Origin of the sequence: Tractidigestivibacter sp., from assembly GCF_050946515.1 — a bacterium.
In the GTDB taxonomy this organism is placed as follows: domain Bacteria; phylum Actinomycetota; class Coriobacteriia; order Coriobacteriales; family Atopobiaceae; genus Tractidigestivibacter.
The window spans coordinates 136,140-156,219 of record NZ_JBMNUX010000003.1; the positions used below are offsets into that span (position 1 = coordinate 136,140).

The 20,080-nt window shown below is 63.3% G+C and carries 19 protein-coding genes; 8 read left to right on the forward strand and 11 right to left on the reverse strand.

What is annotated here, in order from left to right; genetic code table 11:
- The first annotated feature begins 62 nt into the window (after positions 1-62).
- The 5 genes from ACOYJL_RS02885 (at position 63) to ACOYJL_RS02905 (ending at position 5,860) form a co-directional block, all read left to right on the forward strand.
- Positions 63-833 (forward strand): ABC transporter ATP-binding protein, encoded by a 771-nt coding sequence (locus ACOYJL_RS02885; protein ID WP_433568708.1) that lies wholly within the window; start codon positions 63-65, stop codon positions 831-833.
- Positions 823-2,922, forward strand: coding sequence for an ABC transporter permease (locus ACOYJL_RS02890; RefSeq protein WP_433568709.1), 2,100 nt, complete (start codon positions 823-825; stop codon positions 2,920-2,922). Before ACOYJL_RS02885 ends, ACOYJL_RS02890 begins: the two co-directional genes overlap by 11 nt.
- A gap of 547 nt (positions 2,923-3,469) precedes the next feature.
- Positions 3,470-4,333, forward strand: coding sequence for a transporter substrate-binding domain-containing protein (locus ACOYJL_RS02895; RefSeq protein ID WP_433568710.1), 864 nt, complete (start codon positions 3,470-3,472; stop codon positions 4,331-4,333).
- 26 nt (positions 4,334-4,359) lie between these two features.
- Positions 4,360-5,139, forward strand: coding sequence for an amino acid ABC transporter permease (locus ACOYJL_RS02900; RefSeq protein ID WP_433568711.1), 780 nt, complete (start codon positions 4,360-4,362; stop codon positions 5,137-5,139).
- Positions 5,129-5,860, forward strand: coding sequence for an amino acid ABC transporter ATP-binding protein (locus ACOYJL_RS02905; RefSeq protein ID WP_433568712.1), 732 nt, complete (start codon positions 5,129-5,131; stop codon positions 5,858-5,860). The genes ACOYJL_RS02900 and ACOYJL_RS02905 overlap by 11 nt, the downstream gene beginning before the upstream one ends.
- Here the strand turns inward: ACOYJL_RS02905 and ACOYJL_RS02910 are convergent.
- The 7 genes from ACOYJL_RS02910 to ACOYJL_RS02940 form a co-directional block, all read right to left on the reverse strand.
- The gene (locus ACOYJL_RS02910; protein WP_433568713.1) at positions 5,857-8,391 is read right to left on the reverse strand and encodes an excinuclease ABC subunit UvrA; all 2,535 of its coding nucleotides are present in this window, start codon (positions 8,389-8,391) and stop codon (positions 5,857-5,859) included. The genes ACOYJL_RS02905 and ACOYJL_RS02910 overlap by 4 nt on opposite strands.
- 509 nt (positions 8,392-8,900) lie before the next feature.
- Positions 8,901-10,205: a phosphopyruvate hydratase gene (gene eno / locus ACOYJL_RS02915; RefSeq protein ID WP_433568714.1), complete on the reverse strand. Its 1,305-nt coding sequence runs from the start codon at positions 10,203-10,205 to the stop codon at positions 8,901-8,903.
- A 207-nt stretch (positions 10,206-10,412) separates the two neighbouring features.
- On the reverse strand, positions 10,413-11,021 hold the full coding sequence (locus tag ACOYJL_RS02920; protein ID WP_433568715.1) for a DUF2200 family protein: 609 nt from the start codon (positions 11,019-11,021) through the stop codon (positions 10,413-10,415).
- Positions 11,022-11,068: 47 nt separating this feature from the next.
- Entirely contained in the window at positions 11,069-12,580 is a 1,512-nt protein-coding gene (locus ACOYJL_RS02925; RefSeq protein WP_433568716.1) for a DNA-3-methyladenine glycosylase 2 family protein, read from the reverse strand.
- Positions 12,577-13,086 carry a methylated-DNA--[protein]-cysteine S-methyltransferase gene (locus ACOYJL_RS02930; protein WP_433568717.1) on the reverse strand — a complete coding sequence of 170 codons (510 nt, stop codon included), beginning with the start codon at positions 13,084-13,086 and terminating at the stop codon, positions 12,577-12,579. The genes ACOYJL_RS02925 and ACOYJL_RS02930 overlap by 4 nt, the downstream gene beginning before the upstream one ends.
- Before the next feature lie 198 nt (positions 13,087-13,284).
- Complete coding sequence (locus ACOYJL_RS02935; protein ID WP_433568718.1) at positions 13,285-14,451, reverse strand: SPFH domain-containing protein; 1,167 nt, start codon at positions 14,449-14,451, stop codon at positions 13,285-13,287.
- Positions 14,452-14,460: 9 nt separating this feature from the next.
- A complete protein-coding gene (locus ACOYJL_RS02940) occupies positions 14,461-15,069 on the reverse strand; it encodes a hypothetical protein (RefSeq protein WP_433568719.1) in 609 nt (202 codons plus the stop codon).
- A gap of 185 nt (positions 15,070-15,254) precedes the next feature.
- On the opposite strand from ACOYJL_RS02940, the gene ACOYJL_RS02945 reads away from it, so the two are divergent.
- Genes ACOYJL_RS02945 through ACOYJL_RS02955 form a run of 3 tightly spaced genes read left to right on the forward strand, consistent with a single transcriptional unit; the run spans position 15,255 to position 16,332 of the window.
- A complete protein-coding gene (locus tag ACOYJL_RS02945) occupies positions 15,255-15,425 on the forward strand; it encodes a hypothetical protein (RefSeq protein WP_433568720.1) in 171 nt (56 codons plus the stop codon).
- 12 nt (positions 15,426-15,437) lie between these two features.
- Positions 15,438-16,151, forward strand: coding sequence for a DUF6591 domain-containing protein (locus ACOYJL_RS02950; protein ID WP_433568721.1), 714 nt, complete (start codon positions 15,438-15,440; stop codon positions 16,149-16,151).
- Positions 16,114-16,332: a DUF6591 domain-containing protein gene (locus ACOYJL_RS02955; RefSeq protein WP_433568722.1), complete on the forward strand. Its 219-nt coding sequence runs from the start codon at positions 16,114-16,116 to the stop codon at positions 16,330-16,332. Before ACOYJL_RS02950 ends, ACOYJL_RS02955 begins: the two co-directional genes overlap by 38 nt.
- Positions 16,333-16,396: 64 nt before the next feature.
- Here the strand turns inward: ACOYJL_RS02955 and ACOYJL_RS02960 are convergent, their stop codons facing one another.
- The 4 genes from ACOYJL_RS02960 to ACOYJL_RS02975 are packed head-to-tail and all read right to left on the reverse strand — an operon-like array spanning position 16,397 to position 19,905.
- Positions 16,397-17,299: an alpha/beta hydrolase gene (locus tag ACOYJL_RS02960; RefSeq protein WP_433568723.1), complete on the reverse strand. Its 903-nt coding sequence runs from the start codon at positions 17,297-17,299 to the stop codon at positions 16,397-16,399.
- A gap of 3 nt (positions 17,300-17,302) precedes the next feature.
- Positions 17,303-17,869 carry a YdcF family protein gene (locus ACOYJL_RS02965; protein WP_433568799.1) on the reverse strand — a complete coding sequence of 189 codons (567 nt, stop codon included), beginning with the start codon at positions 17,867-17,869 and terminating at the stop codon, positions 17,303-17,305.
- Positions 17,870-17,906: 37 nt separating this feature from the next.
- Entirely contained in the window at positions 17,907-18,638 is a 732-nt protein-coding gene (locus tag ACOYJL_RS02970; RefSeq protein WP_433568724.1) for an HAD family hydrolase, read from the reverse strand.
- Between the two features lie 52 nt (positions 18,639-18,690).
- Positions 18,691-19,905 (reverse strand): NADP-dependent isocitrate dehydrogenase, encoded by a 1,215-nt coding sequence (locus tag ACOYJL_RS02975; RefSeq protein WP_433568725.1) that lies wholly within the window; start codon positions 19,903-19,905, stop codon positions 18,691-18,693.
- Positions 19,906-20,080: the final 175 nt, after the last annotated feature.

Here is a 20,080-nt window from a genome sequence, read left to right on the forward strand (position 1 = left end):
GCACGCGCGACCGAGGGGCACCATGGCATCGTACGATAGCCTTGACGAAAGGAGTGCGAGCAATGGAGAGCATCCTCACGGTATCCAAGCTCGTGAAGGTATATGGAGGCACGAGCGCGGCCAACGCAACGAGAGCCCTTGACGGCATCTCGTTTGGCGTCGAGAAGGGCGAGCTCGTCGCCATCATGGGTCCCTCGGGCTCAGGCAAGTCGACGCTTCTGAACTGCGTTGCCACGATCGACCGCCCCACGTCGGGATCCGTGCTGATCGGCGGCGTCGACGCCTCGCACATGCGCGCGAGGGAGCTTGCGCAGTTCCGCCGCGAGCAGCTGGGGTTCATATTTCAGGACTCCAACCTGCTCGACACCCTTACCTGCCGCGAGAACATCGCCCTTCCGCTGACGATTGGGCGCACGCCTGCGGCCGAGGTGGACGAGCGCGTGGAGCGCATCGCCGGCTCTCTCGGCGTGACCAAGGTGCTCGAGAAGTACCCCTACCAGGTCTCGGGCGGACAGAAGCAGCGCGTCGCGGCCTGCCGCGCCATGGTGGCTGGCCCCACGCTCGTGCTTGCCGATGAGCCCACCGGCGCGCTTGACTCCAAGAACTCCCGCGTTCTTCTCGAGCGCTTCGAGACCATGAACCAGCAGGCAGGCGTCACGATCCTGATGGTCACGCACGACAGCTTTGCCGCAAGCTTCTGCCAGCGCGTGCTGTTTATCCGTGACGGTCGCCTGTTCACGGAGATTCGTCGCGGGGACTCGTCGCGCCGCGAGTTCTTCGACCGCATCATGGAGGTTGTCGCCACGATCGGGGGTGGCGAGGATGCTCTTTAAGCTTGCGCTGGGTAACGTCCGCAAGTCGGCGCGCGACTACGCCATATACTTCGTCACGCTCTCGCTTGGCGTGGCTGTCTTCTACGCGTTCAACTCAATCGCCGACCAGGCCTCCTTCCTCTCCGAATCCACGAGCGAGCTGTTGCAGACCCTGAGCGACGGCATTTCGGGCATCACGGTGTTTCTCGCCCTTGTGCTGGGCTTCTTGATGGTCTACGCGAACAACTACCTTGTGCGGCGGCGTAAGCGCGAGCTGGGTCTCTACCAGGTGCTGGGCATGACGCGCGGGCAGGTGTCGGGCGTCCTCACGCTGGAGACGCTGATTGCGTCGGTCGGTTCGCTCGTTGTGGGGTTTCTTGCGGGCGTGCTGCTGTCGCAGCTTCTCGTCTTTTTGACCGCAGCGCTCTTCAATGACGCGGTGCGCAACTTCAGCTTCAAGCTCTCCGCGCACGCCTTCGTCCTCACCCTTGTGTGCTTTGCGATTATCTTTGTGGTGATGCTACTGTTCAACCTGAGGAGCCTTCGCAAGGTGAACCTCTCGGAGCTCATGGGCGCCGAGCGCGCAAACGAGCAGGTCAAGGTCAGGGGCCTTCCTGCCACGATTGTGCTGGGCGTGGCGGGGCTGGGCCTTATGGGGGTGGCCTATTGGCGGCTTTCCAAAGACGGCTTGCCCATCTCGGGTAGTGACGAGTATCGCGAGTTTCTCATCACAACCATCATGGTCTCCGCTGGCACAATTGCCTTCTTCTATGCGCTTTCGGGAATCATCCTGCGTTTGGGCCAGGCAAACCGAACTCATTACTATCGCGGCATCAACATGTTTACGCTGCGCCAGCTTGCGAGCCGGGTGAACACCGTGTCGATCTCGATGGGCGTGGTCTCGCTGATTCTGTTCCTCGCGATTACGATTTCAGCGTCAGGCTTTGGCATCCAGGCGGTCTACCGCACGAACCTCGAGGCGGCTGCTCCCTACGACGCGACGGTCTCGACTCTGTACTCCGGCCTCATCGGCGTGCAGGATGTGCGTGCGCTTCTCGAGGAGCAGGGGATGGATGTGAGCTCATTCGTCTCGGAGAGCTGTCAGGTGGACGTCTACGACTCCGCCGAGATTCCCGGCGGCGAGAGCCTGGGCCTCTCTGCGCTGTCTGAAGCCTCTGGCGTGGAGCTTCCCGAGTTCATTCGTTCGATGGACGAGAGCGGAAACCCTCAGCGGCTCAACGTCATGAGCGAAGGCGACTTCAACGAGATGATGCGCGCGCAGGGGCGCGATGAGGTGTCCTTGGGCAATGGCGGGTACCTGTTCTTGTGCAACCAGGGCGCTGATTACGCAAGCTTTCTCGGGTCGGTGGCCTCGCGGGGGACGAAAGTGGGCGTCGCCGGCGTCGAGCTCTCGCCGGTGATGGCAGACGTGCTTGACGACTCGTGTGCTAGCTATGCGAACAGCCCAATTGCAATGAACAGTGGCACGATAGTGGTGCCGGATTCAGTCGTGGAGAGCTTTGGCGTGAGCCCCATAGAAAGCAATCTCATCTTGACCTACTCGATGGACGAGGAGGCGGGGGACGCGGCCTTCAGGGATCTTTTCGAGGACGCTTCTGGTCGCTTGCTTGCAGAGGACGGCGAGAACGGGGCGCTTATTCTGTATGAGGCGTATACACGCACTGACGTTGCCGTCGCGTCGGTTGGTCTTGGCGGAGCCGTCGCCTACCTGGCCATCTACATCGGGTTCGTGCTGGTAGTCGCCTGCGCTGCGATTCTTGCTATCCAGCAGCTCTCTGCAGCGAGCGACGCTGCGCCAAGCTACCGGCTCCTCTCTGAGATTGGCGTTCCCCGGAAGATGGCAATGAGTTCGCTTTGTGCCCAGATTGCCTGGAGCTTCGCTCTTCCCATGGTGGTAGCCCTGGCGCACTCCGCTTGCGCAATGAACCAGATCTTTGTGGTGCTGCGCCAGCTGGGACGTGCCAGCGTGGTAGGGTATTCGGTGGCTGCCGTCGCCGTCTTTGTGGGCATCTACCTGCTGTACTTTGTGATTACCTATCAGACGGCGCGCGGAGTGGTGAGCTCTCGCACGCGCCTCGCGCGCGAGTAGGCGCGCTTCGCGCACCAGGCCATTCCCGCCGAGCCGGCGGGAATGGCCTTTGTTCTCTGACGTCAGATCGCAGGTCTCTATTGATGCCAGGACGGACCTCACAGGGCGCCCGGGGATGGTCTCCGTGCGCCAAACTCGCCTTAGTGCGAAAAAATCTCTGCCTTTTGCACCGAACCCGCCTTAGTGCAGGCCCTACTTGCGACCCTGAGGACAATGCCGAGGTTCGGTTTTCAAAGCATAGATATAAAACCGCAGGTAGACGCTGCGCGCCTTTAAGGAGCTCCTTCGTGATATGCCCCACGACCCTGGGAAGGGCCTGCACTAAGGCGGGTTCGGTGCAAGACAACGGAAAAATTCGCACTAAGGCGAGTTCGGCGCATTTCCTCGCTCAATCTGCTGAATTGCCCGCTTGTACGGCAAGAAAAGCGCCAAAGCCGGGCACGGTTATCGAGTGGCCGCGCGGTATGGGGCATGCCGTTCGGCGTGCCCGCCTTCGCAACGTGCGTTATCCTTTCTGGGAAATAAAGGTCACCTTAAGGAGGACACCATGACAACACGCCGCTATGGTCGCTTCGCAACCGTCCTCATTTGCGCGCTTGCATTTGTTATTACCCTCTCTGCCTGCGCCTCTTCCAGCCAGAGCTCGACGCAGGCCTCTTCGGACAGCGACAGCTCCTCGGACTCCAAGACCCTCACCGTAGCCATGGAGCTCGCCTACCCGCCCTTCGAGACCAAGGATGCCGATGGCAATCCCGATGGCGTCAGCGTCCAGTTCATGAAGGACTTCGGCGAGAAATATGGCTACGACGTGCAGATCGTTGACACCTCGTGGGATGGTCTTATCCCAAGCCTGCAGACGGGCAAGGCCGACTGCATCATGAGCTCGATGACCATCACCGACGAGCGCAAGGAGGCCGTCGACTTTACCGAGCCCTACGCCAACGCCCAGCTGGCGCTTCTGGCAAATGCCGACTCCGACATTAGCTCCATCGATGACATCAACCAGCCCGGAAAGACCATTGCCGTCAAGACCGGCTCCACGGGCGACACCTACGCCACCGAGCACCTCACCAACTGCACCATCACGCGCCTGTCCGACGAGAGCGCCTGCGTGACCGAGGTGGCCCAAGGCAAGGCCGACGGCTTCATCTACGACCAGCTTACGATTTACCGCAACCAGAAGGCCAACCCCGACACCACAAAGGCCATCTACATCCCCTTCCAAGAGACCGAGAAGTGGGGTATCGCCGTGCGCAAGGGTGACGACGAGCTTCTTTCGCAGCTGAACGAATTCATCGAGGAGTCCAAGACCGACGGCGAGTTCGACAAGCTGACCGAGCAGTACCTCTCCGAGGAGAAGGCCGCCTTCGACGAGCTGGGCTTCACCTGGTTCTTCGACGTGCAGGACTAGCGGTCGACAAGGATGGCGAGAATGGCATGACCAATCCGTTTGCAATCGCACGGGGAGAGGCCCCCAGCCGTCCCAAGGCGGCACTCAACTACCTGCTTGTCTGTGCGCTTGTGTTGGTAGGGCTGTGGGCTGCGCTCGGCGCGCTCGACTACCAGATGGACTTTTCCTTCGTGGACGGAGTGTCCTCGCGCATCGGCGCGGGCTTCGTCATGACGCTCGAGATTAGCGCGGCGTCGCTGGTGACCAGCCTTCTTGTGGGCGCGCTCGTAGCGGCAGGCCGCGGCTGCCGCGTGCTTCCCGTGCGCTACCTCTGCGACCTCTACGTGCGCATCATTCGTGGCACGCCGCTCATCATGCAGATCTACCTCTTCTACTACATCATCGGCACCGCGCTCGGCATGGAGGACCGCTTCTGGGCTGGCGTGCTGATCCTGTCCGGCTTCGAGGGCGCCTACATCGCCGAGATCTTGCGCGGCGGCCTCATCTCGATCGACGCCACGCAGCGAGACGCCGCCCGTGCCGTGGGCTTCACGCGTGCGCAGACGCTTCGCCACGTGATACTGCCGCAGATGGTCGCGCGCACGCTGCCTGCGCTCACGGGGCAGTTCGCAAGCATCGTGAAGGACTCGTCGCTGCTCTCGCTTATCGCCGTGGTGGAGCTCACGCAGACCATGCGCGAGATCAGCGCGGCCAACTTCCGCCTGTTCGAGTGCTACTTCTTGCTGGGAATCCTCTACCTGGTGATCACGCTGCCGCTCGACGCGGTCGGTCGCTATTTCGAGAGGAGGTTCGACTTTGAACATTAAGGTGTCGGACCTTTGCATGGACTTTGGCGAGAAGCGCGTGCTCGACCACGTGTCGCTCGACCTCGACCTCACGACGCTGGCGATCATCGGCCCGTCCGGCGGCGGCAAGTCAACGCTGCTGCGCATTCTCGGTGGGCTACTGGCTCCGACGTCCGGCACCGTCGAGGTGGACGGACGGCAGGTAATCTACGACGAGCGCACACTGCCTGCGTATCGTGCGGGCATTGGCTACGTGTTTCAGCAAGGCGGCCTCTTCCAGCACCTGAGCGCCCTCGAGAACATCGCGCTTCCGCTGCGCGAGGTGCACGGCCTGGGCGAGACCGAGGCCCACGACCGCGCGATGGAGCTGCTCGAGCGCTTTGGCCTTGCCGACGCGGCGAACCAGCTGCCAGCGCAGCTATCGGGCGGTCAGCAGCAGCGTGCGGCCATCGCCCGCGCCGTGGCGCCTCGTCCAAAGCTCCTGCTTCTGGACGAGCCCACAAGTGCGCTTGACCCCGTCTACACCAATGACGTGCTCGACCTCGTGGCCGACCTGCGCGAGGAGGGCCTGCGCTTCGTGATCGTGACGCACGAGATGGGCTTCGCCCGCCGCGCCTGCGACGAGTGCGCGTTCCTCTATGGCGGCCGCATCGTGGAGCGCGCGCCAAGCGACCAGCTGTTCTCGAACCCGCGCGAGCCAGAGACGCAGCACTTCCTCAGCCGCATGCTCGAGTGGCGCTAGCCCCGGCTCAGCCCCAGCTCCTCGGCAAGGTAGCGGCCGGTGACAGACTCCGCGCAGGCGCAAACCTCCTCGGGGGTGCCCGCGCAAACCACGCGCCCGCCCGCGCTCCCGCCGCCAGGGCCCATGTCGATCACGTAGTCGGCGTTGGCGATCATGTCGAGGTCGTGCTCAATCACGACGACGGTGGCGCCATGCTCCACAAGTCCCTGCAGCACGCCGAGAAGGACCTCGACGTCCAAGGGGTGCAGGCCGATCGTCGGCTCGTCGAAGACGAAGAGCGCGCCCGCCTGGTCGCGACCGATCTCGCTTGAGAGCTTCAGGCGCTGCGCCTCGCCGCCGGACAGCGCTGGCGTGGCCTCGCCCAGCGTGAGGTAGCCTAGCCCGATGTCAGAGAGGGTCTTGAGCTTGGAGGCAACCTTGCGCAGCCTCCCCAGCTTGGAAAGCGCCTCGTCCACGGTCATCTCCATGAGCTCGGGCAGGCTCACGTAGTCGGCCTTCTCGCCGTTCTTCTTGCGCGTCGTATGGCGGCGTACCTTCCAGGCCTCGTCGGAGTAGCGCGACCCGTGGCAGTCGGGGCAGTCGATCTCGACGTCGGGGAGGAACTGCACGTCGAGCGATATGGTGCCTGTCCCGTCGCAGGTAGGGCAGCGAAGCGAGCCCGTGTTGTACGAGAAGTCGCCCGCCTTGAGCCCCTTTTCCTTGGCGTCGGTGGTCTGCGCGAAGGCGCGGCGCAGGTCGTCCATCACGCCAGAGTAGGTGGCCACGGTGGAGCGCACGTTGGCTCCGATGGGCGTGGAGTCAATCAGGCTCACGCGGCGGATGCCTCCGGCGTCGCAGGCGCTGACGTGGGCGGGGAGGGGCTCGCCGGCGATGGCCGCCTGGAGCGCCGGTATCAAGCTTTCAAGTACCAAGGTCGTCTTGCCCGAGCCCGAGACGCCCGTGACGGCAACCATGCGCCCCTGGGGCACGTCGACCGAAAGCGGACGCACGGTGTGGATTTGCCCGGTCTCAAGGTGGATGCGACCTTGGGAGAACATCTCCTTTGAGTCGGCGCGCTCGCGCGTGCGGATCTTTCGCTCGCCCGACAAAAACGGCGCGATGCGCGAGGCGGGGCTCTGCTCGACCTCGGCGACGCTTCCCTGCGCGATGATCTGCCCGCCGCCCTTGCCCGAACCCGGCCCGACCTCTATAAGGTGGTCGGCATGGCGCAGCACGCGCACGTCGTGGTCCACCACCACGACGGAGTTGCCGTCGGCGAGAAGGTCGTCCATGACCCCGAGAAGCCCTTCGACATTTGATGGGTGAAGGCCGATTGAGGGCTCGTCGAGCACGTAGAGCACGCCCGTCGTGCGGTTGCGTACTGCGCGTGCCAGCTGCACGCGCTGGCGCTCGCCGTTGGAGAGCGTGGAGCTGGCGCGGTCAAGCGAGAGGTAGCCCAGCCCCAGCTGCTTGAGGCGCGCGATGGGCTCGCTCATCGAGGCGATGATCTGCTCGGCCATCGGGCGGACCTCGTCGGGAAGCGTCTCGGGAACGCCCGGCAGCCACGCGCCCAGCTCGTCCAGCGTCATGGCCGTGGCCTCGCCCAGGTTGATGCCGCGCACCTGCGGGTTGAGCGCGCGCTTTGAGAGGCGCGTGCCGTGGCAGTCGGGGCAGGGACCCTCGCGTAGGAACTTGGCCACGCGCTTCATGCCCTTCTCGTCCTTCACGCGGGCAAGGGCGTTTTCTACCGAGTAGGTGGCGCTGTAATAGGTGAAGTCCATCTCGCCGGCGGTGTTGGTCTTCTCGTTGTGGTAGAGCAGGTGGTGCTTCTCGGCGGGGCCGTGCAGCACGAACTCCTTCTCTTCCGGCGTCAAGTCGCGAAACGGGACGTCGGTGCGGACGCCGGAGTCGCGCGCGATGTCTGCCATGAGGCTCCACATGAGGCTTCCCCACGGCTTGACCGCGCCCTCGTCTATGGTGAGCGACTCGTCGGGAACCAGCGTCGACTCGTCCACCACGCGCGAGACGCCCGTGCCCTGGCAGGTGGGGCAGGCGCCGGTGGAGTTGAATGCCAGCTCCTCGGCGCCGAGGCCGTAGAACTTCTCGCCGCAGACGGGGCAGACGAAGGGCTGCTCAAGGGCCACGTTCATGCCAGGGGCCACGCGGTGGCCGTTGGGGCAGGCGTAGGAGCCCACGCGCGAGAAGAGCAGACGCAGGCCGTTCAGCAGCTCGGTCGAGGTGCCGAAGGTGGAGCGCACGCCAGGCACTCCGGGGCGCTGGCGCAGCGCGAGCGCCGCCGGCACATGCTCCACGAGGTCGACGTCAGCGCGCGCCGACTGCGTGAGGCGCCGGCGCGTGTAGGTGGAGAGCGCCTCGAGGTAGCGGCGGCTGCCCTCGGCGTAGAGCACGCCAAGCGCCAGGCTCGACTTGCCCGAGCCCGAGACGCCCGCGATGCCCACGAGCTCGCCGAGCGGCACCTGGACGTCGACGTTCTTCAGGTTGTGCACGCGCGCCCCGTGGACGTCTATCGTGCGCGGGCTTCTCTCTGCCATGCTCTGCTCCCTTTGTGTCGATGCTTGTCCGTACCATTATCGCCCTGGCTTGCCGGCATGCCACCGGCACCGCCCGCCGCGTTGCCTGCACCGCCCGGCGCGCCACCGGCACCGCCCGCCGCGCCACCTGCCGGCTCCGATTAATAAACACGACGGCGCGAAATCAGGCATTAAACTCGAGAATTGGCGTCGCCATGTTTATTAATCGGTGCGGCAGCGTGTTGTGTGGGGCGTGTCTGCGGCGTCGAGCATTGCGCGCCGTCCGGGTTAGCGAGCCGCCTGGGGGCCAAATAATAAACACAGTGGCGAGTGTCAGTGCGCTATCGCCTGTACTATCCCGTTTCGTGTTTATTATTTTCCGCGCAGCCTTGCCCCGCGGATCTGCCTACGCCGCCTTTCCTGTGGGGTCGCTCGGGTCGAATGCACCAAACGGCACAGGGGCGCCCGCGCGATGCGAGCGCCCCTGCGTCCAAACGTCTCTAGAGCGGCGACCCTAGCGTCGTTCGTCGTTACCTCAGGTTGTAGAACGCCTCTTTGCCCAGGTATTCGGCACTGTCGCCAAGGCTGTCCTCAATACGCAGCAGCTGGTTATACTTTGCCACGCGGTCGGTGCGCGCCGGCGCGCCGGTCTTGATTTGGCCGGCGTTTGTGGCGACTGCCAGGTCGGCGATCGTGGTGTCCTCGGTCTCGCCCGAGCGGTGGGAGACGACGGCCGCATAGCCCGCGCGCTTGGCGGTCTCGATGGCGTCGAGCGTCTCGGTCAGGGTGCCAATCTGGTTCACCTTGATCAGGATCGCGTTGCCGGCTCCCAGCGAGATGCCCTTCTTCAGGCGCTTGGTGTTGGTGACAAAGAGGTCGTCGCCCACCAGCTGGACCTTCTTGCCCAGGCGCTCGGTGAGCTTGACCCAGCCGTCCCAGTCCTCCTCGGCCAGGCCGTCTTCGATGGAGACGATGGGGTAGCTCTCGACGAGCTTCTCCCAGTAGTCGATCATCTGGTCGCTCGTGAGCTCGCGCCCCTCGCCCTTGAGCACGTAGACGCCGCGCTCCTTGTCGTAGAGCTCGCTCGTGGCGGGGTCCATCGCGAACATGAAGTCGCGGCCTGGCTCGAAGCCGGCAGCCTCGACGGCCTGCATCAGGTAGACGAAGGGCTCGGAGTTGCTCTTGAGGTCGGGCGCAAAGCCGCCCTCGTCGCCCACGCCGGTGGAGAGGCCCGCGTCCTTCAGGATGGCCTTCAGGGTGTGATAGACCTGCGTTGACCAGCGCAGCGCCGTCGAGAAGTCAGGCGCGCCGACGGGCATGATCATGAACTCTTGGAAGTCGACGTTGTTGTCGGCGTGCACGCCGCCGTTCAGGATGTTCATCATCGGGACGGGCAACGTGTGGGCGCCGGCTCCGCCAAGGTAGGCGTAGAGGGGCAGCCCCGAGCTCGCGGCGGCCGCGCGGGCGATGGCAAGAGAGCAGCCCAGGATCGCGTTCGCGCCGAGGCGGCCCTTGTTGGGGGTGCCGTCGAGGGCGATCATCGCGAGGTCAGCGCCGCGCTGGTCGAGCGCGTCGCGCCCCACAAGCAGGTCGGCAAGCTCGCCGTTCACGTGGGCGACGGCCTTCGAGACGCCCTTGCCCAAGAAGCGGCCCTTGTCGTTGTCGCGAAGCTCCACGGCCTCGAACTCGCCGGTTGACGCGCCGGACGGCACGATGGCGCGGCCGCGCGAGCCGTCGGCAAGCGTGACCTCAACCTCGACGGTGGGGTTGCCACGGGAGTCCAGGACCTCCCGACCCAAGACTTTAGTGATGGTGCTATAGGCTTCGGTGCTCATGTGAGTCTCCATTCACTCGTAGGTGCCTGTTAGAACGGTACCCACAAGTTTACTTAAGCTAGCAATTGGGAGGAGATTCACGAAACCTTGAGAAGTGCGAAGGAGCGCCCGGAGCGAGGTTCGAACAAGAAGCGCGCCGGTGAGTGGGGAGAAGTGTACCGGAACGGCGCCACGCGCGCGAGCAAAGACGTCCGGGAGAAGCGCGCCCTACGCGCTTGGCAACACTTTCTCCATAGGCTTGCCCTTTGCGAGCTCGTCCACGAGCTTGTCGAGCACGCGGACGCGGTGCATCGTGGGGTCCTCCACGGCCGCGACGTCGACGCCACAGACCTTGCCTTTCACCTTGCCCGCTGCGGGATTGTATGCCGGCGCCTCGTCGAGCCACTGGGCAAAGCTTGCGCCCTCGAGCCGCTCTGCGGTCAGATTGGCGGGGGAGTAGCCAAGCAGCCAGCAGATTGCCTGGTCGAGCTCCTCTTTGGTGCGCCCCTTGCGCTCGACCTTGTTCAGGTACGCCTTGTAGTAAAGCGAGGCGGGCCCGTCCACCTGCGCGCAGCAGAACTCGACCTCCACGCTGTCGCCCGGATGCTTGCCGAGCGCCGTGCGGATGTCCTTGCGAAGGCCAATCACGTAGTAGCGGCTGCCGTCGTCGTGCTTGTACGCCACGATGCTCCCGTCGTACGGCGTGCCGTCAAAGCGTGCGTGCACCTTGATGCGTCCCGCGCCGAACACGCGCGGCAGATCATAGGGCACCTCCACAAACGCGCCGTCGATGCCGTCGACCTTCTCGATGGTGGCTTTGAACTGGTACGACTTCATGGCAGCCTCCCTGATGAGCTTGGAACCAGTATACGGGAGGGCGCGCATCAGCTCTGCCAGAGATACATCACCGCGTAGCTGCGCCAGGGCGACCACGCCAAAGACCGCTCCTTGATCTCTCTTGGGGCAAGACCCTGGAAGGCGCACTTGACGGCATAGTCCGTCGCGGGCATGGCGTCGGGGTATCCGCAGGTGCGCATCAGCAGGTACTGCGCGGTCCACTCGCCGATGCCGGGAAGGCCGAGCAGCGCTTGGCGCGTGCGCTTAGGGTCAGCCCCCGGCCCAAGCGTGAGCTCACCCTCTTCTAGCGCCCTCGCGAGCGAGCAGATCGCGCGCTGCTTCTGGCGCGTCACGCCAAGCGTGCCTAAGCGTGCAGGGACGTCGGGTTCCAGCAGGTCGGAAGCCCGAGGAAAGAGCGCGTCCACGCCTTCCAGCGGCGTGTCGATTGGGGTTCCCAGCTCAGAGGCCACGCGGCCTGCCAGCGTGGTTGCCGCGCGTACCGTTATCTGCTGCCCAAGCACCGCGCGCACTGTCATCTCAAACGGGTCGGCGCAGCCCGCCAGCCTGACGCCCGGCGCCGTGTCGACCGCAGCGCCAGAGAGCTCTTGGAAAAACGCCTTCAGCCCCAAGGCTACGGCGTCGGGCGAGCAGCTCGTGTCAAAGATTCGCTCGACAATGGCTAGCACCTGCGGCAACGCGACTGCCAGCGTCTCTGACGCCCGGCAGACAAGACATGCGCGCTCGGGGTCGTTTGCTACAGAAAGCCATCCTGTGCGCTCTTCTCCCGTAGCGTCTACGACGCGAACGCTTCGCTGGTAGGTGCCGCCTGAGACGCGCTCCACTCCGGGGATGGCACGCGCCGACAGAAAGCGAAGCAGGCGCTCCCATTGAAGGGGCGGCCGGTAGCACACGCGAAAGCTGACGGTGCCGGTAGGAGCGGGCGCCTCTGCGCCATCTCTCGACGCCGTCTGCCGCAGCTTTGAGGGCGACAGACGGTAGCGCGCCCGAAACTCGTCGTTCAGCCTTCGCTGCGAGCCGAACCCCGAAGACAGCGCCACGGCCGACACCGGAAGCGTCGTGTCGGTAAGAAGCCGCTTGGCAAGCAGGAGGCGGCACGTTGAGCGGTACTCTGCGGGCGTCGTGCCAAAGGTCTGCTCGAAGATTCGCCTCAGCTGGCGCGAGGTGACGCCCACCGCTCGCGCAACCGACTCAACCGAGCGTCCCGCCTCGCCTGAGCGCAGAAGCTCCGCCGCTCGGTGGGCAATCGCGCTGGTCTCCTTGTTTGCCGGCGCGCCCGGTGCCAGCTCGGGACGGCAGCGCAGGCAGGGACGAAAGCCCGCCGCTTCCGCTGCGGCGGCCGTCCGGAAGAAGCGGCAGTTCTCAAAGCGCGGAGGTGGAGAGGGGCAGGTGGCGCGGCAATAGATGCCCGTTGTCGTGACCCCCATGAAGAAGAGGCCGTCGAACTTTGCGTCTTTTGCGAGGTAGGCCTCGTAGCAGCGCTCGTCGCTCAAGCTAGGCTTTGCGGGATTGCCTGCGGGGCCGGCGGCCTTGCGGGTCATAGCGCGACCCCCTCCAGCTTGAGAAGCGCGGCCTTTCGCTCGACGCCGCCGGCGTAGCCGGTCAGGCTGCCGTCTGCGCCCAGCACGCGATGGCAAGGGACGATGATCGAGATGCGGTTTCTCCCCACGGCGGCACCGACCGCCCGCGCCGACGTGCTTCGTCCCGTCGACTCCGCAATCCTTCGAGCGATGGCTCCGTAGGTGGTCGTCTGCCCATAGGGGATGGTCAGCAGCTCGTCCCAGACGAGCCTCTGGAAAGCCGTGCCATCAGGCGCCAAAGGCGGCAGGTCATCAAGGCTGGGCTTCTCGCCCGCAAAGTAGCGGTCAAGCCACGCGCGGGCGGATGCCAAGGCGGGAGAGTCGCCCTCCCCATGCGAAAAAAGCGTGCCGAGGTCGTACTTCTGTCCCACAAACCAAAGTCCGACAAGCGCATCCTCGCGCGCTGCGAGGGTAATGTCGCCCAACGGCGACGCATAGATGCAGGACGTCTCGCACGTCTCGTCCATGTCCGCTCCCTTCTCGTCCGTCCCACGCCTCAATGAAAGCGGATGACGCATCCCAGAGTAGCCATTTTCGGACATCGCTGTCTTGCTGTGCCCCAGCACCCTCAGAGTTCGCCTTTCTGGACTGAAAGCTGCTCTACTATTGCAAGCAGCGCGAAACGCAGCAATCCCAGACACATAGACGAAGACGACGAGGAAAGGTCATGCCACAGAAGGAGCGTCTGACAGAGGACTTGCTCGCGCGCCTTTTGGAGGCGCCCAGCATCGAGGAATACCTTGAGCTTCTTGAGGTTCTCCACCTGGGCGTCGATTGAAGCGATCTTGGAGGTTGCCCCCTCGTCCTGAGCCGTGTTGCTGCTGGTCGCGGAGGCGTTTTGCGGGTTGAGGGCGCTCGCGAGGTTCATCCCAAAGAGCATGTTGCCGCCCTCGCCCAGACCGTTGTCGCGCACGCCTTGGGCAATCATCTGCTGTGCGGAGATGTTTTGCAGCCTGCTGCGATATGTCCTCGTAGGCGCGCACGCCCATGCGCTTTTCGGAGAACTGCCGCACGAGCTCGCGCGACTGGTCCGAGAACTCGATGTCCTCGATGGCGACGGAGACGAGCTTGAGCCCGTAGCGCTCGGGCCAGGTTCCCGCGTTGTCCTTCTCCTCTCGGATTTTCTTGCAGATGGCGGTCGTCTGCGAGGGGAGCTGTGATACCCGAAACTCCGACGAAAGCGCATTGACCGAGGCGACAAACGAGGTCAAGAACTCGCCAGTGAGCTGTCTGCGGGCGCGCGGGTCATCGAGCGAGTAGGAAGGGCAGTTGGCAGGCACGAAGTTGCGTATGACAAACTCGGGGTCGCTTACCTGCACGCTGATCATGCCATAGGCATAGACCTCGAGGTCAGCACCATAGTAGCGGTCGTTGTAGGCAAGCGGACCGTGGGTGCCAAAGCGGATGCCGCGCAGCTCTCGAAGGTTGACGAAGGCCACGTGCTTGCTCTCGGCGGGCATTCCCGAAAAGGTGACCCTCTCTGCGGCTTGCTCGAGAAGCGACCGTCCGACTCCTCGAATCCCCTGGTCAAGGGCGTCAAAGACCGTAGCCTCGCCGTTGTTGTAGGTATGTCCTCCTGGCGTCGTGATGACCTTCTCGATGCCTGATTGGCTGAATATGAACGCCGCCGTGTGCTCGGGAACGTAGATGACCGAGCCGTTTGTGATGATGTCCTTGGTTCCCCGGTTGTTTCCGTAGCCGTTCTTCGAGTTCTTCCGCACTCCTGGCGCGACCAACTTGTGCTCGCTGAAGCTCCCTGCTGTGATGACGTCTCTCCATTGGTCGGAAAGGGCTTCTCCGATGGAGTCGAACGTTGCGTCGAAGATCCCCATAACGGCCTCCTAGAGCGTCTGCTTTGTGTCGCAATAGCTGCACGTGACGACCGATCCCTTGCGACCGACTAGCGGTGCATGGCAGCTGATGCATCGGGCGGTCACTGTGGCGGGCACCTTGATGGATGTGCCCTTCTTCTTTGGGGAAGGTCTTCCGCCTCCGAAGATTCCGCCGAATGCTCCCTTGGCACTCTCGACAAAGTCGCTGGCGGCATCAATAGTCTCGTTTCCCGAGCGGATGTCGGAGAGGTCGCCAAGAGCCGCGCTCGTGATGGAGGCCTCCCAGCGCTGCGCGGCGCTTTTTGAGCCTTGGGAGAAGCTCAGCGTCACCGAGTCATCTGCAATGGCAATGTTGAGGACGTCCTCATCGCGCACCCTCGAGACCAAGAGGCGCGGCACCCCGATGTCGTCCAGAGTCTGTTCGAGAGGAATCCGCTTGAGGTTGCGAGAAGTCTTGAAGAGCCCTTCGGAGACGTTTGCCACAAGGATGAGGTGCCTGTTGGTGAGGACGACCTCCGCGAGGGGGTCTTTGCCGTTAGCGGTGACGAGGCTTGCGTCACTTTGCTGCAGGACGATGAACTCGCCCTGCTCAAGGTTATATGAGTTGCCGGATTGCATCTGCGCCTCTGAGTTGTGGTTTTAAGCGACCAAACCACATGGTAGGGGGCCGATAAAAATTTTCCTCAGTTGCCAACTGAATAAGCGCCCCAATTCAGTTGGCAACTGAGGAAATCGCTTGATAGGTCTTCCAGAATTGACGCCGGCGGAATGTACTTGAGCGTTTGTGCAGAAGGGAGCCTTTCATGGAGTGGGAGAAAGCCGGGGAGTCCGGAGGAACAGGGGCAACTACAGGCGGAGGCGTCCCCAAGCCGAAGAGCCATAAGGGCAAGATCATTGCGCTTGTGGTAGTTGTGCTGATCGTTCTCTTTGCGGTCTCGAGGCGCAACTCTGATGAGAGCAAGAATCTCGAATGACCGACTACCGGCTTGGCTACGGTGCTTCCTGAGCCCAGCACGAAAAAGGGCGAGGTGATTTCCAATAGTGACACGCCCTTCTCTGCCGACCTTTACAAGTGCTCGAGCAGCGACTACTCGGACTATGTTGAGGCATGCAAGGAGAAGGGCTTTACGGTTGACGCCGAGACCAATACGACCTCGTATTCTGCGTACAACGAGGAGGGCTACGAGCTTCGTCTCTCGTACTACGAGAGCAGCGAGGAAATCTCTGTCAGTCTTGAAGCGCCGGTCGAAATGAGCGACCTTGCCTGGTTGACGAGCGCGCCTGGAGCGACTCTTCCCGCTCCGTCCTCAACGCGCGGCTCGGTTGTGACGGATAGCTCCACGAGCTATGTCGTGCTGGTTGGCGATATGGACCAGAACGCCTTCTCCGCATACGCCGATCAGTGCAAGGCTGCCGGGTTCACGGTTGATTACAGCAGCGGAGACACCTTCTATAGTGCGAGCAACGAGGACGGCGTGAAGATTCGTATCGACTACGAGGGCAACAACACCGTTCGAATCTCGGCAGACGCCTCGGATGCGAGCTCCACGAGCGCTTCTGTCACTTCTGACAGCTCTTCCGACTCGTCTACCGACACCTCGACCACGGATGCGTCGGCGGTGACGCCCGAGTTCAAGGAGATGAGACTCCTACGAGGAGTTCATGAACCAGTACTGCGACTTCATAGAGAAGTACGATGACGCAAGCTCAGAGGATCAGGCATCTATGCTTGCTGATTACAACAGCATGTTGCAGCAGGAGGCTGATTGGGCTCAGAAGATGGACGAGGTTGATGAGAGCACCCTCAGCGCGGCGGACGACGCCTACTACCTTGAGGTTACGGCTCGAGTAGAGCAGAGGCTTCTGGAGGTAAGTCAGTAAGCTCAACAAGCGCGGATAATACCCAGCCTTTGCAGCCTGGCGTGCCTGTGCGCGCCGGGCTGTTTCAGCTTGTGACCTCATCCAGCCAGGCGAAGAGCGCTGTGAGGGGCGCGCTCTTCTCGACCGAGTTGCGATGCAGCGTGACCGTGGTCCACATGTGCTGCCAGACGGGGTCATCTATCGTGTGGAGGCGCGCCGCGCTCGTGCCGCCCATGTGCTGCAGCTTTCGCACGAACGTGACCTCGTGTGCATAGGGGCTCATCTGGTCCGCGACGCCATGGATGGCAAAGAACGGCGGGAGCGGCGCATGTGCGGGTATTTGGTCTAGAAGCGCGATGGGCGAGTAGGGAAGCAGCGCCTGGTGGCGCTCCTCATGCGAGCTTCCTGCGGGAAGGCTGATGTAGTGCGGCCAGACGGGCGCAAGAAGCGGGTGCAAGAGCATGTCGTCAGCATCGGTGATGGCGGCGACTGAAATCACGCCGGCGACGCGCGCGGGGTCCAGGCGGTGCGCGCGCTGAAGCCACGTGCCGTACCCGACGAGCGTTGCCAGGTGGCCGCCGCATGAGGAGCCTCCCACAAAGAAGCGCTCGGCGGGCCGGCCGTGCTCGCCGAGCCACGAAAGAGCCGCGGCTATCCCGTCAAACGCGTCGTCTACCTGCGCGGGGAAGGGATTTGCCGGCATGATGCGAAACCCAACCGAGCAGAAGCGGTAGCCCTGCGAGTTGTACACGTCGGCTGCGTTGATCATCGACTCCGGCGTGCCCACCAGATACCCGCCGCCGTGGAAGTACATGACGGTCTCGTCGTGCGTCACGTGGTCTGGCTCCCACAGCACGCAATGCTGCAGGCGGTGGGAGCCAAAGGGAATCACGACGGCCTTGCTCGAGCGCCCGGCTTCTTTGGCTCCGACCTGCGCCCTCTTGAGGTAGGCAGCAGGCGTGGAGAGAATCTCGTATCCGTAGCCCATCGGTCAGCTCCTCTTGAAGTGCCGGTTGAAGAAGCCAAGCGCCAGGCAGCCGCACTCGCGAAGCAGATTGCTGACAAGCGACCGCCTAGACGAGGGGGCGGGGACTCCGCGAGCGCCCTCGATGCCCTCGCGGCGCGCGATGCCGAGCGCGCGGTAGAGGTGAAAGTTGCTGGTTACGATGCCTACGCGCTCGCCGGGCTCCAACAACGCCTTCGAGAAGCGCATGTTCTCGACCGTGGTCGTGGAGCGCTCTTCCAGCGTGATGCGCCCAGCGTCAACGCCTTGGGCGAGAAGCCCCTCGTTCATGCACGAAGCCTCCGACCTTCCCTCGGTTCCTACCTTGCCGCCCGAGACGATGCAGCGGCAGGCGGGATGAGCATGCAGATAGTTGGCTGCTGCATCGATGCGCAGCTTGAGCGTTGGGCTGGCCGCGCCGTCCGGCATCACCTGCGCGCCGAGCACGATGACGACGTCGAGGTCGTCCGGTGCCGTCCGCCTTCCGCGCGCCATGATGGTGCAGCTCAGCACCACTATCCAGGCGACAAAGACGACGAGCGCGAAGAGAAACACTGGCAAGACAGACCTCCGGTCGGATGCAACGATGAGTCTACGCGAGGGTGGGAAGCAGCCCTAGCAGCTCCTTCTCGCTTTCCACAATCCAATTTGGCACGGGGTCGCCTTGCCCGTCTGGCTCGTCACGGTGCCTGCGGTTAAACCACACGACGGGCATGCCCGCCGCAGCGGCTCCTCCCACGTCTGGCTTGAACGAGTCTCCTACGTAGAGGCATCTCTTTGGGCTGGTCCCGCACCTCTCGCACGCAAGGTAAAAGATGGCCGGATCGGGCTTTGCGACGCCCACAATGCTAGAGATGAAGGTCTCTTCCGGAGAAACCCATCGGTCGAGGCGCAGCGCCTCGATCTTCTTGAGCTGATGCTCCGCCGGTCCGTTGCTGATGATGCCGGGATGCGAGTTTTCACGGCACCAATCAAGCACTCGCGCCATGGTGGGCGATACCTCGATTGCGCTCTCCTGGCTCGCGGCGTAGATTGCCTGCATCCTCAGGCACTCGTCCGCGCTGACGCTGATGCCGAAGTCCTCGAATGCCTTCTGGATGCGATAGACGTACATGTCCTCCATCGACATCTCGCCGCGCTCCGAGGCAAGAAAGACCGCCTCGCTGTGTCGCCTGCTCGCGCTGAACAACGCTTCCACGTCTAGGGGAGAGGCGCCAGGTCCCGCGGTGTCAAACCGCGTGCCAAAGACCTTGCGGTAAGCGAACGCGAAGGGCTGCGCCTGGTCATAGAGCGTGTCGTCCAGATCGAAAAACACGTAGTCCATGCGCTGCCCTTCCGCCTTCCGCTTCGTCCGCTAGGTTTCTCGTGCCGACCCTTCACGCACCGAGCTCGCTGCGCAGCTCGTCTGCAACGGCCTGGATGAACTCCTCGGTGCCGAGCTTTACGGGGTTGGGGAGCGTCGTGATTCTCGCGAGGTCCCCGGTCATGCGACCTGACTCGATCGTGGCGATGGTGGCGTGCTCGAGCTTGTCGGCAAAGTCTTGGAGCTCGGGAAGCCCGTCCAGCTCTCCGCGCTTGCGCAGAGCCCCTGACCAGGCAAAGATCGTGGCCACGGAGTTTGTGCTCGTGGGCTCGCCCTTGAGGTACTTGTAGTAGTGGCGCTGTACGGTGCCGTGCGCGGCCTCGTACTCATAGTAGCCATGGGGCGAGACAAGCACGCTGGTCATGAGCGCAAGCGAGCCAAAGGCGCTGGAGAGCAGGTCGCTCATCACGTCGCCGTCGTAGTTCTTGCAGGCCCAGACGAAGCCGCCCTCGGTGCGCATGAGCCGCGCTGCTACGTCATCGATCAGCGTGTAGAAGTAGGTGATGCCGGCCGCCTCGAACCTCTCCTTGTACTCGCTCTCGTAGAGCTCGGCGAAGATGTCCTTGAAGCGGTGGTCGTAGGTCTTGGAGATGGTGTCCTTGGTGGCAAACCAGAGGTCGCGCTTCGTGGAGAGCGCATACTCAAAGCAGCTGCGCGCGAAGCTCGTGATGGAGGCGTCCAGGTTGTGCACGCCCTGTACCACGCCTGCGCCGTCGAACTCGTGGACGAGCGCGCGCTGCTCGGTGCCGTCCGCGGCGGTGTAGACGAGCTCTACCTTGCCAGGCCCGGGGATGCGCATCTCCGTGTTCTTGTAGACGTCGCCGTAGGCGTGACGGGCAATGGTGATGGGCTTCTTCCAGCACTTGACCTGCGGCTCGATCCCCTTCACCTGGATGGGGGTACGGAACACGGTGCCATCGAGCATGGCGCGGATGGTACCGTTGGGGCTCTTCCACATTTGCTTGAGGCCATACTCCTCCACGCGGGCGGCGTTGGGGGTGATAGTGGCGCACTTGACGGCCACGCCCAGGCGCTTGGTTGCCTCGGCGGAGTCGATGGTCACCTGGTCGTTGGTCTCGTCGCGATGCTTGAGGCCGAGGTCGTAGTACTCGGTCTTGAGGTCGACGAAGGGAGTGAGCAGGTCGTCCTTGATCATCTTCCACATGATGCGGGTCATCTCGTCGCCGTCCATCTCAACGAGCGGCGTCTTCATCTGAATCTTTGCCATTGCGTCCTCCGTAGCTGTCGGTGGCGGCGCCCCGTGGGGCTGCCCTAGGTGGCTCTTACCCGATTGTAGCGGCCATGGTTACCTGCGGCGGCGCCTGTCACCAATGCGTTACGCGTGATGGGACCGGCAACAAGCAGGCTCTGTGCATCTTCCCAAATTGTCTTGACGGGCACAC

Bases quoted from the DNA above. Each gene is read 5' to 3' on its own strand.
- ACOYJL_RS02885 (WP_433568708.1), top strand. From the start codon at position 63: ATGGAGAGCATCCTCACGGTATCCAAGCTCGTGAAGGTATATGGAGGC.
- ACOYJL_RS02890 (WP_433568709.1), top strand. From the start codon at position 823: ATGCTCTTTAAGCTTGCGCTGGGTAACGTCCGCAAGTCGGCGCGCGAC.
- ACOYJL_RS02895 (WP_433568710.1), top strand. From the start codon at position 3,470: ATGACAACACGCCGCTATGGTCGCTTCGCAACCGTCCTCATTTGCGCG.
- ACOYJL_RS02900 (WP_433568711.1), top strand. From the start codon at position 4,360: ATGACCAATCCGTTTGCAATCGCACGGGGAGAGGCCCCCAGCCGTCCC.
- ACOYJL_RS02910 (WP_433568713.1), bottom strand. From the start codon at position 8,391: ATGGCAGAGAGAAGCCCGCGCACGATAGACGTCCACGGGGCGCGCGTG.
- eno (WP_433568714.1), bottom strand. From the start codon at position 10,205: ATGAGCACCGAAGCCTATAGCACCATCACTAAAGTCTTGGGTCGGGAG.
- ACOYJL_RS02920 (WP_433568715.1), bottom strand. From the start codon at position 11,021: ATGAAGTCGTACCAGTTCAAAGCCACCATCGAGAAGGTCGACGGCATC.
- ACOYJL_RS02925 (WP_433568716.1), bottom strand. From the start codon at position 12,580: ATGACCCGCAAGGCCGCCGGCCCCGCAGGCAATCCCGCAAAGCCTAGC.
- ACOYJL_RS02930 (WP_433568717.1), bottom strand. From the start codon at position 13,086: ATGGACGAGACGTGCGAGACGTCCTGCATCTATGCGTCGCCGTTGGGC.
- ACOYJL_RS02935 (WP_433568718.1), bottom strand. From the start codon at position 14,451: ATGGGGATCTTCGACGCAACGTTCGACTCCATCGGAGAAGCCCTTTCC.
- ACOYJL_RS02940 (WP_433568719.1), bottom strand. From the start codon at position 15,069: ATGCAATCCGGCAACTCATATAACCTTGAGCAGGGCGAGTTCATCGTC.
- ACOYJL_RS02945 (WP_433568720.1), top strand. From the start codon at position 15,255: ATGGAGTGGGAGAAAGCCGGGGAGTCCGGAGGAACAGGGGCAACTACA.
- ACOYJL_RS02955 (WP_433568722.1), top strand. From the start codon at position 16,114: ATGAACCAGTACTGCGACTTCATAGAGAAGTACGATGACGCAAGCTCA.
- ACOYJL_RS02960 (WP_433568723.1), bottom strand. From the start codon at position 17,299: ATGGGCTACGGATACGAGATTCTCTCCACGCCTGCTGCCTACCTCAAG.
- ACOYJL_RS02970 (WP_433568724.1), bottom strand. From the start codon at position 18,638: ATGGACTACGTGTTTTTCGATCTGGACGACACGCTCTATGACCAGGCG.
- ACOYJL_RS02975 (WP_433568725.1), bottom strand. From the start codon at position 19,905: ATGGCAAAGATTCAGATGAAGACGCCGCTCGTTGAGATGGACGGCGAC.